This is a genomic window from Caldimonas manganoxidans ATCC BAA-369, assembly GCF_000381125.1.
GTDB classification, from domain to species: domain Bacteria; phylum Pseudomonadota; class Gammaproteobacteria; order Burkholderiales; family Burkholderiaceae_C; genus Caldimonas; species Caldimonas manganoxidans.
In genome coordinates, this window is the sequence record NZ_KB905934.1 from 156,909 (window position 1) to 168,152 (window position 11,244).

Below are 11,244 nucleotides of genomic sequence, written 5' to 3' on the forward strand. Positions count from 1 at the left end.
CGTCGTAACGACAACCTGGCGTCAAACTTGTTCCTAGCATCGTCCACATGCGATGAGCCGGCCAGCGCCGGCCCCACCAGGAGACGACGGTGCACACCACCTTTCCGAAACTCATGCTCGAGCACGCGGCTCGCCGGCCGCAAGCGCCGGCCCTGCGTGAGAAGGAATACGGCATCTGGCAGACCACGACCTGGGCCGAACTGGCCACGCTGGTACGTCATCTGGCCGGCGGCTTGGCGCAGGCCGGTCTGCGACGCGGCCAACACCTGGTGGTGGTCGGGGAGAACCGCCCTCGCCTGTATGCCACGATGCTGGCGGCGCAATCCTTGGGCGCCATTCCCGTGCCGCTGTACCAGGACGCAGTGGCCGCCGAGTTCGTCTTCCCGCTCAACAATGCCGAGGTCGGATTTGCCGTCGTCGAAGACCAGGAACAAGTCGACAAGCTGTTGGAGATCCGTGCCCAGTGTCCCCAGCTGGCGCGCATCTGGTTTGACGACCCGCGCGGCTTGCGCAACTACCGAGAACCCGGCCTGGACAGCCTGGATGCCCTGATCGAGGCCGGCCGCGCCTTCGATGCACAGCACCCGGGGTTCTTCCAGTCTGAAGTCGACAAAGCCCGGCCCGAGGACGTGGCCGCGATGTTTTTCACCTCCGGCACCACCGGCAACCCCAAAGGCGTGGTGCACACCCACCATGCGCTGATCGACCGGGCCTTGGCCGGCGCCAAATTCGACCGCCTCACCGAGCGCGAAGAAGTGCTGGCCTATCTGCCGCCGGCTTGGATCGGGCAAAACTGCTTCAGCTACGCGCAGTGGCTCGTCTGCGGCTATGTGGTCAACTGTCCCGAGTCGGCCTCCACCGTGATGATCGACCTCAAGGAGATCGGCCCCACCTACTACTTCGCCCCCCCGCGCATCTTCGAGGGCCTGCTGACCAATGTGATGATCCGCATGGAAGATGCCGGGCGCTTCAAGCGCTGGCTCTTCCACCACTTCATGGCCGTGGCGCGACGCGTCGGGCCGGCGCGCATGGACGGCAAGCCGCTGTCGCTGACACAGCGTCTGGCCTATGCCTTGGGTGACCTGCTCATCTACGGCCCGCTGCGCAACAACCTGGGCATGAGCCGCATCCGCGTGGCCTACACCGCGGGCGAGGCCATCGGCCCGGACCTTTTCACCTTTTACCGATCCATCGGCATCAACCTCAAGCAGCTCTACGGCTCCACCGAAACCGCGGTGTTCGTCTGCCTACAACCCGATCACGAGGTCAAGGCCGACACCGTGGGCGTGCCCATCGAGGGCGTGGAAATCAAGCTCGATGCCAACGGCGAAATCCTCATCCGCTCGCCTGGGCTGCTCAAGGAGTACTACAAAAACCCGCAGGCCACCGCCGAGGTCAAGACCGCCGACGGCTGGTACCGCAGCGGCGACGCCGGCTTCCTCGACGCCAGCGGGCATCTGAAGATCATCGACCGTGCCAAAGACGTCGGCCGCATGGCCGACGGCTCGATGTTCGCCCCCAAGTACATCGAGAACAAACTCAAGTTCTTCCCCCACATCAAGGAGGCGGTCGCCTTCGGCGACAAGCGCGACAAGGTCTGCGCCTTCATCAACATCGACTTCGAAGCCGTGGGCAACTGGGCCGAGAAGCGCAACCTGCCCTATGCCGGTTACACCGACCTGGCCGGCAAGCCCGAGGTCTACGAGCTCATCCGCGAGTGCGTCCAGAAGGTCAATGCCGATCTCGCGCAAGACGAAAAACTCGCCGGCAGCCAGATCAGCCGCTTCCTCATCTTGCACAAAGAGCTCGACGCCGATGATGGCGAGCTCACCCGCACACGCAAAGTGCGCCGCGGCTACATCGCCGACAAATACGCCATCTTGGTCGATGCGCTGTACAGCGGCAAGACCTCGCAGTACATCGAAACCCAGGTCAAGTTCGAAGATGGCCGCACCGGCGTGGTCTGCGCCGAGCTGCGCATCGTCGATACCCAGACCTACCCACCTGTGAAAAGGGCCGCCTGATGACCACTGCCACTGCCCTGCGCGCCGCCCTGCCCGTGGGCGACGCCCCGCTCGCCGTCAACGATGCCGCCGCGCCGACCAGCGCCCGCAAGATCGGCGACGTGATCCTCGAAGTGCGCAACATCTCGCTGAGCTTTGGCGGCGTCAAAGCGCTCACCGACATCAGCTTCGACGTGCGCGAGCACGAGATCCGCGCCATCATCGGCCCCAACGGCGCGGGCAAAAGCTCGATGCTCAACTGCATCAATGGCGTCTACCAGCCCCAGCAAGGCTCGATCGTCTTCCGCGGCAAGACCTTCAAACACATGAACTCGCGCCAGGTGGCCGAAATGGGCGTGGCGCGCACCTTCCAAAACCTGGCCTTGTTCAAAGGCATGAGCGTGCTGGACAACATCATGACCGGGCGCAACCTGCGCATCAAGAGCAACCTCTTCCTGCAAGCCCTGCGCTGGGGCCCAGCCGAGCGCGAGGAAATCCGGCACCGCGAGTTCGTCGAGCGCATCATCGATTTCCTGGAAATCCAGGCCTACCGCAAGACCCCCGTGGGCCGCCTGCCCTATGGCCTGCAAAAACGCGTGGACCTGGGCCGTGCGCTGGCCATGGAACCCCAAGTGCTGCTGCTGGACGAGCCCATGGCTGGCATGAACGTCGAGGAAAAGCAGGACATGTGTCGCTTCATCCTCGACGTGAACGATGAGTTCGGCACCACCATCGTGCTGATCGAGCACGACATGGGCGTGGTGATGGACATCTCCGACCGTGTCGTGGTGCTCGACTATGGCAAGAAGATCGGCGACGGCACGCCCGACGAAGTGCGCCGCAACGAAGACGTGATCCGCGCCTACCTGGGCACCAGCCACTGAGGACTCTTGCGATGGGATTCTTCCTCGAAACCCTGTTCGGCGGCCTGATGGCCGGCATGCTGTACTCGCTCATCGCGCTGGGCTTCGTGCTCATCTTCAAAGCCTCTGGCGTGTTCAACTTCGCCCAAGGCGCGATGGTGCTCTTTGCCGCACTAGCCATGGCGCGCTTTTCCGAGTGGATTCCGCACTGGACCGGCATCGAAAGCCGCCTCTGGGCCAACGTGGGCGCCTTCATCCTGGCCATGGCGGTGATGGTGATCGTTGCGTGGCTCATCGAAAAACTCGTGCTGCGCAAGCTCGTCAACCAAGAGGGCATCACCCTGCTGATGGCCACGCTGGGCATCACCTACTTCCTCGATGGCGCGGGCCAAACCCTGTTCGGATCGGACATCTACAAGATCGACGTGGGCCTGCCCAAAGATCCGCTGTTCCTGTTGGAGAACACCTTCGAAGGTGGCGTGCTCATCGGCAAGGAAGACCTCTACGCCGCGGGCATCGCGGCGGCCTTGGTGATCGCCCTGACCCTCTTCTTTCAGAAAACCGGCACCGGCCGCGCGCTGCGCGCAGTGGCCGACGACCATCAAGCCGCGCAGTCCATCGGCATTCCGCTGGGCCGCATCTGGGTCATCGTCTGGAGCGTGGCCGGCTTCGTGGCGCTGGTGGCCGGGATCATCTGGGGCAGCAAGCTGGGCGTGCAGTTCTCGCTGTCGCTGGTGGCGCTCAAGGCCCTGCCCGTGGTGATTCTGGGCGGCCTCACCTCGGTGCCCGGCGCCATCATCGGCGGGCTGATCATCGGTGTGGGCGAGAAGCTGTCCGAAGTCTACCTCGGCCCCATGCTGGGCGGCGGCATCGAAATCTGGTTCGCCTACGTGCTGGCACTGATCTTCCTGCTGTTCCGGCCCCAAGGGCTGTTCGGCGAGAAGATCATCGACCGCGTCTGAGCCACAAGGAGAACTCCATGCTCTACCGTGAGAACGGCCAGTTCAAAACCAGCTACGCGGCCGACCTGGCCATCTTCCCGATCCGGCAAGACCGCATCGCCATCGGTCTGTTGTTGGTGTTTGCGGCGATCGTGGTTCCGGCCGTGGCCTCAGAGTACCTCTTGCGCGCGATCCTCATCCCCTTCCTGATCCTGTCGCTGGCGGCACTGGGCCTGAACATCCTGGTGGGCTACTGCGGCCAAATCTCGTTGGGCACCGGCGCCTTCATGGCCGTCGGCGCCTATGCCGCCTACAACTTCCACGTCCGCATCGAAGGCATGCCGCTCATCGCCTCGCTGTTGATGGGGGGAGTCTGCGCCACCGCCGTGGGCGTGCTCTTTGGCATTCCCTCGCTGCGCATCAAAGGCCTGTACCTGGCCGTGGCCACCCTGGCCGCGCAGTTCTTCGCCGACTGGGCCTTTCTGCGCATCCAGTGGTTCACCAACCACTCGGCCTCCGGATCGGTGTCGGTCTCCAACCTCCAAGTGCTGGGCTGGGGCATCGACACCCCGGTCGAGAAGTACGTGCTCTGCCTGGTCTTCGTCGTGGTGTTCGCGCTGCTGGCCAAAAACCTCGTGCGCAGCGCCATCGGACGCGAATGGATGGCCATCCGCGACATGGACGTGGCCGCCAGCGTCATCGGCATCCGTCCGGTGTATGCCAAGCTGACGGCCTTTGCGGTGAGCTCCTTCATCGTGGGCGTGGCCGGCGCGCTGTGGGGCTTCATCCACCTGGGATCCTGGGAGCCGGCCGCCTTCGGCATCGACCGCTCCTTCCAGCTGCTGTTCATGATCATCATCGGCGGGCTGGGCTCCATCATGGGCAGCTTCTTCGGTGCGGCCTTCATCGTGATACTGCCCATCCTGCTCAACCAGGTGCCACTGTGGCTCGGAGTGCCCATCTCCACGGCCCTGGCCTCGCACCTGGAGTTCATGATCTTCGGCGCGCTCATCGTCTTCTTCCTGATCGTCGAACCGCACGGTCTGGCCCGGCTGTGGTCCATCGGCAAGGAAAAGCTGCGCCTATGGCCCTTCCCGCACTGAGTCCTCCCGGACACTTCCTTTCACGACGAGCATCCCGACGCACCCCGCGTGCATCCACCCCAAAGGAGACAAGCATGAAACTCAAATCGCTCGCTCTGGCCGCCACGCTGGCAGCCGCCGGCACTGCGGCTCTGGTCACCGCCACCGCGGCCCAGGCCCAGGCCCAGGAACAATTCTTCCCCGTACTCGTGTATCGTACGGGCGCCTACGCCCCCAATGGCGTGCCGTTTGCCAATGGCTATGTGGACTACCTCAAGCTCGTCAACGCCAAGGGGGGCATCAACGGCGTGAAGATCAGCTGGGAGGAATGCGAAACCGGCTACGCCACCGACCGCGGTGTGGAATGCTACGAACGACTGAAGGGCAAGAACGGCGGGGCCACCGTGTTCCAGCCGCTGTCCACCGGCATCACCTTCGCGCTGACTGAAAAAGCCCCCGTGGACAAAATCCCGCTGATCACGGCTGGCTACGGCCGCTCCGAATCGGCCGACGGCGGCGTCTTCAAGTGGAACTTCCCGCTGCTGGGCACCTACTGGGTGGCGGCCGACATCCTGGTGCAACACGTGGGCAAAGAACTGGGCGGCCTGGACAAGCTGCGCGGCAAGAAGATCGCGCTCGTCTATCACGACAGCCCCTACGGCAAGGAGCCCATCCCGCTGCTGCAGGAACGCTCCAAAATGCACGGCTTCGAGCTCACGACCATCCCCGTCACCCATCCGGGCGTGGAGCAGAAGGCCGCCTGGCTGCAAATTCGCCAACAGCGGCCAGACTATGTGTTCCTGTGGGGCTGGGGCGTGATGAACTCCACCGCCATCAAGGAAGCCGTGGCCACCGGCTACCCGCGCAACAAGATCTACGGCGTGTGGTGGGCGGCGGCCGAGCCCGATGTGAAGGATGTCGGCGACGCCGCCAAGGGCTACAGCGGCCTGGCCATGCAGCATGGCGCCGAGCCCAATGCCAAAATCGTCAAGGACATCCTGTCCCTGGTGCACGACAAAGGCCAGGGCACCGGCCCGCGCGAGGAAGTGGGCTCGGTGCTGTACATGCGCGGCCTCATTTCGGCCATGCTCGCCGTCGAAGGCGTCAAACGCGCCCAGGAAAAATACGGCCGCGGCAAAGTCATGACCGGCGAGCAAGTGCGCTGGGGCCTGGAAAACCTCGCCCTCGACCAGAAAAAGCTCGACGCCTTGGGATTTGCCGGCGTGATGCGGCCGGTCAGCACCTCGTGCTTTGACCACATGGGATCGGCCTGGGCACGCATCCACACCTGGGACGGCACCAAGTGGAACTTCACCTCGGACTGGTACCAGGCCGACGAGCAAATCCTCAAACCGATGGTCAAAGCCGCGGCCGACAAATACGCCGCCGAGAAAAAGCTCCAGCGCCGCACGCCTGCGGATTGCCAGGGCTGAGACTGGCTTGCCCCGCAGCGGCTCATGCCGGTGCGGGGCACGCACTCGACAAGGACAAGTTCCATGGCAACACCGCTACTCGAGGTCAACGGCATCGAGGTCATCTACAACCACGTGATCCTCGTGCTCAAGGGCGTGTCCCTGCAGGTGCCCGAAGGCCGCATCGTGGCCCTGCTGGGCGGCAACGGCGCCGGCAAAACCACCACGTTGCGCGCCGTCAGCAATCTGCTGGCCGGTGAACGCGGCGAAGTCACCAAAGGCTCGATCACACTGCGCGGCGAACGCATCGAAAAACTCACCACCGCCGACATGGTCGAGCGCGGCGTCATTCAAGTGATGGAAGGCCGGCACTGCTTCGGCCACCTCACCATCGAAGAAAACCTCCTGACCGGCGCCTACACCCGCAAAGATGGCAAAGCCGCCATCCAAGCCACCCTGGAAAAAGTCTATGCCTACTTCCCACGCCTGAAGACACGCCGCCACTCGCAAGCCGCCTACACCTCCGGCGGCGAACAGCAAATGTGCGCCATCGGCCGCGCCTTGATGGCCAACCCCAAAATGGTGCTGCTCGACGAGCCCTCGATGGGCCTGGCGCCACAGATCGTCGAAGAAGTGTTCGAGATCGTGAAAGACCTCAACACCAAAGAAGGCACCACCTTCCTGCTGGCCGAGCAAAACACCCACATGGCGCTGCGCTATGCCGACTACGGCTACATCCTCGAAAACGGCCGCGTCGTGATGGACGGCGAGGCCCGCGCTTTGGCCGAGAACGAAGACGTCAAAGAGTTCTACCTCGGCATGGGCGGCGGTGATCGCAAAAGCTTCCGCGACGTGAAAAGCTACAAACGCCGCAAACGCTGGCTGGCCTGACACCCATGAGCACCGACGACTTCTTTGCTGCACCGCCGTTCAAGCCCGAAGCGGCGCTGATGCAACTCAAACGCAGCCTGCGCGAGCTGCGGCCGCTGGTCGAGCGTGGCGAGCACTTCGAACTGCAAGGCCTCACCGTTTTGCAACTATCCGCCCTCGGCGACCACCTGCAAGTGCGCATCGTCAAGCAACCGGCGCGCAGCCCCGAATGGGAGACGCGCCAACTGAGCAACGCCGCCCAGGTGCGCCACTTCCTCGACGAAGTCAAGCGCCGCGTGGCCCGCTGGAGTGAGGAATGAGCGCCCCCCAAGAGCACTTCGATGCGCTGGAAACCCGCGATCCGGCCCAGCGCGAAGCCGACTTGATGGCCATGCTGCCCCGCCAAGTGGCCCATGCTCAGGCGCGCTCGCCCGCCTATGCCCACATCCTCGAAGGCATCGATGCCCGCGCCATCACCAGCCGCCAAGCCCTCGCCCAACTGCCGGTGACTCGCAAGCATGAACTGCTCGAACGCCAAAAAGCCCAGCGCAGCCTGGATGCCTTCGGTGGCTTTTCGACCATCGGCTGGCGCGGCATGGCCGGCGGTGCCGGCGCGCGCCGGGTCTTCCAATCGCCCGGCCCCATTTACGAACCCGAAGGCCAAGCCACCGACTACTGGCGCATGGCCCGCGCACTCTATGCCGCCGGATTCCGGCGCGGCGACCTGGTGCACTGCAGCTTCAGCTACCACCTCACGCCGGCCGGCTCCATGGTGGAAACCGGCGCCCACGCCCTGGGCTGCACCGTCTTCCCCGGCGGGGTGGGCAACACCGAGCTCCAACTCCAGGCCATGGCCGAACTGCGCCCCCACGGCTACGCCGGCACCCCCAGCTTTCTCAAAATTCTGCTCGATCGAGCGCGCGACACCGGCCTGAGCCTGACCGGCTTGCGCAAAGCGCTCGTCTCCGGCGAAGCCTTTCCCGCCGCCTTGCGCGACCACCTGCGCGAACAAGGCATCGACGCCTACCAGTGCTATGCCACGGCCGACCTGGGGCTCATTGCCTATGAAACTGCCGCGCGCGAAGGCCTGGTGCTCGACGAAAGCCTCATCGTCGAAATCGTGCGCCCCGGCACCGGCGAACCCGTGCCCGACGGAGAAGTGGGAGAAGTGGTCGTCACCACCCTCAACCCCGACTATCCGCTCATCCGCTTCGGCACCGGAGACCTCTCGGCCGTGCTGCTCGGGCCCTGCCCCACCGGACGCACCAACACCCGGCTGCGCGGCTGGTTGGGGCGCGCCGATCAAACCACCAAAGTGCGCGGCATGTTCGTGCACCCCGGCCAAGTGGCCGAAATCGCCCGCCGCCACCCCGAACTCGGGCGCGTGCGCCTCGTCGTCGAAGGCGAAATGGCCCAAGACCGCATGCGACTGCACGTCGAATGCGCCCAACCCACCGAAGACCTGGCCCAGCGCGTGGCCGACTCCATCCGCGACATCACCAAACTGCGCGCCGAAGTCATCCTGCTGCCCCCCGGCAGCCTGCCCAACGACGGCAAACTCATCGAAGACGCCCGGCGCTACGACTGACCACCCACACCACAGCCACCCACCCTCGGCAGGGCTTACGTAGTTTCCGACATGCCAAAGCCCCTCGTGCCGCCTAGCATCATGGCGTAGTACGATTCGGCGCCATTTGCAACTTCAGGAGAACACGCCATGAAACGCCTGTTGCTCGCCGCCACCGCGGCCCTAGCCATCAGCGGCGTTGCTGCCCAAGACTTCCCCGGCAGCAAGCCCGTCACCTTCGTGGTGCCCTTTGCCGCTGGCGGCCCCACTGACAAAGTCGCGCGCGACCTGGCCGAAGCCATGCGCAAACCCCTGGGTGGCAACATCATCGTCGAAAACGTGGCCGGCGCCGGCGGCACCCTGGGCGGCACTCGTGTGGCCAAAGCCAACCCCGACGGCCACACCCTGCTCCTGTGGCACATCGGCATTTCCACTTCCCCGGCCCTGTACCGCAACCTCCAATTCAAGCCGTTGGAAGACTTCGAATACCTGGGCCTCATCAACGAAGTGCCCATGACCCTGCTGGGCCGCCCCAACCTGCCGGCCAACAACTATGCCGAGCTGATCAAGTGGATCAATGACAACAAAGGCAAAGTCAACCTCGCGCACGCCGGCCTGGGGGCTGCCTCACACCTGTGCGGCTTGCTGTTCCAATCGCAACTCAAAGCCGACATGACCACCGTGCCCTATAAAGGCACCGGCCCGGCCATGACCGACCTCATCGGTGGCCAAGTCGACATCATGTGCGACCAGACCACCAACACCACGCCGCAAATCGCCGCAGGCAAAGTCAAAGCCTATGCCGTCACCTCCCTGCAACGGCTGAACACGCCCGAGCTGCGCAACCTGCCCACGCTGGACGAATCCGGACTGAAAGGCTTCAACGTCACCATCTGGCACGGCCTGTACGCCCCCAAAGGCACGCCCAAGCCCGTGCTGGACAAGCTCAACGCCGCCCTCAAAGAAGCGCTGAAAGATCCTGAATTCATCAAGCGCCAAGCCGCCCTGGGGGCCGTGGTGGTCACCGACGCCCGCACCAATCCGGCCGAGCACAAGAAATTCGTCGAGGCCGAAATCAACAAATGGGGCCCGGTCATCAAGGCCGCAGGCCAGTACGCCGACTAAGCCTTCTGGCGCTTCCCCCTTTTACCCTTTGGAACCACGGCCCGCAACGACGGGCCGTTTTCACATCCTAACCGCCCCCTCACCCACGCCGCCGCAGCCCGAGGCTCGATGCCCACCGGCGTGGGCTCACCGCTTCGTTCGAGCCGACTCCCAGCGAGCCTCATCTCGCGCATGAATCTCAAAACGGCGGGCGATGAAAACCGGGCCGATCTTCGAACGCCAGCGCACCAGCGCATAGCCCTCGAACACCTCGGTGGTTTGGTATCCCGCTGGCCTGCGCCCGCAAAACAACCACAACTGCCCGCGCTTGGGCGCCGTCGCCTTGAACGCCTCCCACTGCGCATGCCGACGCCCAAACGGCAGCCGAGGTGCGCCGCCCAAGGGATCGATCACCATCTCGGCGGCCTCGATTTCGGCCAAACTGACCGGGCGGACCAAATGCTCCTGCTGCACCACGAACTCGTCCGCATCCCGCAACCTGCGGGCCGTCTTGCGGCGGCCATACCACCCCTTGATCCCCCAATACACCGCCAAAGGCCAAGCCACCACCACCAGCACGGCGGCCAACACTAGCAACACCCACACCCGCACCAAGCGCCACCGCCTATCCTGACTGCGCGGATCATTCAATGCCTCCAAGGCTTGGGCCAACTCAGGCCGACGCCGCCACAACGGCTGACGAAAGTGTGAGCCCAACACCAGCAGCAAGCTCACCAGGCCCACTGCGAAATACGCATAGACATAAATCACCATGGCCTAACCCCACTTGACGGCCGCAGCGCCCCACATACAGACCGATCCCGTCATTCGTAAACATCCTCCGGCTGATGGTGAACGACCCACTCCTCCACCACGACGCCACGATCCACCCTCAAAAACCGCTCACGTTCCTGGATCAACTCGTACCGATGGCGAGCAAAGCCCAACACTTCCCCCTCAGGCGCTTCCAGCACGCCGCTATACCAATGAGCGAACACGCGCTCGGGATACCCCGGAAACAAGCTTTCCAACGTGACCGGCCCACCGTCGGCGCGCCCCTCGATCCCCACGAGATACAACCAACGATCTCGGTCCTTCGTCATTTCGTGTGGAACACAACACTCACAATGCTCCCCTGGTTGTTGAGCCCGGTGGGCATGTGTGCAGGCCGCTTGTCGGCCTGTGCACATGTCCACCGGGCGGGTTTGATCAGGAGGATGAGTCCATGGGCATTGCCGTAGAAGCTCTGTTCACCAGCGCGCTGGGCTTGCAGCCGCCGTGGGTCGTCGATGACGTCAGGCTCGACACCGCCAAGCGGCGTATCGACTTCGAGATCGGCTGCCACACCAGCAGGCTCGCCTGCCCGGCATGCGGTGCGGCCACGCAACCGGTGCACGACCGG

At 64.1% G+C, this 11,244-nt stretch carries 11 protein-coding genes and 1 pseudogene; 10 read left to right on the forward strand and 2 right to left on the reverse strand.

Annotated features, from left to right (window positions below):
* Nucleotides 1-89: 89 nt before the first annotated feature.
* The 9 genes from F615_RS0105585 (at nt 90) to F615_RS0105625 (ending at nt 9,863) form a co-directional block, all read left to right on the forward strand.
* Entirely contained in the window at nt 90-2,024 is a 1,935-nt protein-coding gene (locus F615_RS0105585) for an AMP-dependent synthetase/ligase (RefSeq protein ID WP_019560192.1), read from the forward strand.
* A complete protein-coding gene (locus F615_RS0105590) occupies nt 2,024-2,887 on the forward strand; it encodes an ABC transporter ATP-binding protein (protein ID WP_019560193.1) in 864 nt (287 codons plus the stop codon). Before F615_RS0105585 ends, F615_RS0105590 begins: the two co-directional genes overlap by 1 nt.
* A gap of 11 nt (nt 2,888-2,898) precedes the next feature.
* Nucleotides 2,899-3,828 (forward strand): branched-chain amino acid ABC transporter permease, encoded by a 930-nt coding sequence (locus F615_RS0105595; RefSeq protein WP_019560194.1) that lies wholly within the window; start codon nt 2,899-2,901, stop codon nt 3,826-3,828.
* Nucleotides 3,829-3,845: 17 nt separating this feature from the next.
* A complete protein-coding gene (locus F615_RS0105600; RefSeq protein ID WP_019560195.1) occupies nt 3,846-4,910 on the forward strand; it encodes a branched-chain amino acid ABC transporter permease in 1,065 nt (354 codons plus the stop codon).
* Between the two features lie 74 nt (nt 4,911-4,984).
* On the forward strand, nt 4,985-6,322 hold the full coding sequence (locus tag F615_RS0105605; protein WP_019560196.1) for an ABC transporter substrate-binding protein: 1,338 nt from the start codon (nt 4,985-4,987) through the stop codon (nt 6,320-6,322).
* Between the two features lie 63 nt (nt 6,323-6,385).
* A complete protein-coding gene (locus F615_RS0105610; protein ID WP_019560197.1) occupies nt 6,386-7,192 on the forward strand; it encodes an ABC transporter ATP-binding protein in 807 nt (268 codons plus the stop codon).
* A 5-nt stretch (nt 7,193-7,197) separates the two neighbouring features.
* Nucleotides 7,198-7,491 (forward strand): hypothetical protein, encoded by a 294-nt coding sequence (locus tag F615_RS0105615; RefSeq protein WP_019560198.1) that lies wholly within the window; start codon nt 7,198-7,200, stop codon nt 7,489-7,491.
* Nucleotides 7,488-8,759, forward strand: coding sequence for a phenylacetate--CoA ligase family protein (locus F615_RS0105620; protein WP_019560199.1), 1,272 nt, complete (start codon nt 7,488-7,490; stop codon nt 8,757-8,759). The genes F615_RS0105615 and F615_RS0105620 overlap by 4 nt, the downstream gene beginning before the upstream one ends.
* Before the next feature lie 129 nt (nt 8,760-8,888).
* A complete protein-coding gene (locus F615_RS0105625) occupies nt 8,889-9,863 on the forward strand; it encodes a tripartite tricarboxylate transporter substrate-binding protein (RefSeq protein ID WP_019560200.1) in 975 nt (324 codons plus the stop codon).
* Nucleotides 9,864-9,989: 126 nt separating this feature from the next.
* Here the strand turns inward: F615_RS0105625 and F615_RS0105630 are convergent, their stop codons facing one another.
* Together F615_RS0105630 and F615_RS17830 are read right to left on the reverse strand one after the other, a co-directional pair.
* On the reverse strand, nt 9,990-10,616 hold the full coding sequence (locus F615_RS0105630) for a hypothetical protein (RefSeq protein WP_019560201.1): 627 nt from the start codon (nt 10,614-10,616) through the stop codon (nt 9,990-9,992).
* Nucleotides 10,617-10,666: 50 nt separating this feature from the next.
* On the reverse strand, nt 10,667-10,945 hold the full coding sequence (locus F615_RS17830; protein ID WP_019560202.1) for a hypothetical protein: 279 nt from the start codon (nt 10,943-10,945) through the stop codon (nt 10,667-10,669).
* A gap of 122 nt (nt 10,946-11,067) precedes the next feature.
* Between F615_RS17830 and F615_RS20390 the strand changes: the two are divergent.
* Nucleotides 11,068-11,244 (forward strand): annotated as a pseudogene (locus F615_RS20390) (ISL3 family transposase); the annotation flags it as partial.

Bases quoted from the DNA above. Each gene is read 5' to 3' on its own strand.
- F615_RS0105590 (WP_019560193.1), top strand. From the start codon at position 2,024: ATGACCACTGCCACTGCCCTGCGCGCCGCCCTGCCCGTGGGCGACGCC.
- F615_RS0105595 (WP_019560194.1), top strand. From the start codon at position 2,899: ATGGGATTCTTCCTCGAAACCCTGTTCGGCGGCCTGATGGCCGGCATG.
- F615_RS0105600 (WP_019560195.1), top strand. From the start codon at position 3,846: ATGCTCTACCGTGAGAACGGCCAGTTCAAAACCAGCTACGCGGCCGAC.
- F615_RS0105605 (WP_019560196.1), top strand. From the start codon at position 4,985: ATGAAACTCAAATCGCTCGCTCTGGCCGCCACGCTGGCAGCCGCCGGC.
- F615_RS0105610 (WP_019560197.1), top strand. From the start codon at position 6,386: ATGGCAACACCGCTACTCGAGGTCAACGGCATCGAGGTCATCTACAAC.
- F615_RS0105615 (WP_019560198.1), top strand. From the start codon at position 7,198: ATGAGCACCGACGACTTCTTTGCTGCACCGCCGTTCAAGCCCGAAGCG.
- F615_RS0105620 (WP_019560199.1), top strand. From the start codon at position 7,488: ATGAGCGCCCCCCAAGAGCACTTCGATGCGCTGGAAACCCGCGATCCG.
- F615_RS0105625 (WP_019560200.1), top strand. From the start codon at position 8,889: ATGAAACGCCTGTTGCTCGCCGCCACCGCGGCCCTAGCCATCAGCGGC.
- F615_RS0105630 (WP_019560201.1), bottom strand. From the start codon at position 10,616: ATGGTGATTTATGTCTATGCGTATTTCGCAGTGGGCCTGGTGAGCTTG.
- F615_RS17830 (WP_019560202.1), bottom strand. From the start codon at position 10,945: ATGACGAAGGACCGAGATCGTTGGTTGTATCTCGTGGGGATCGAGGGG.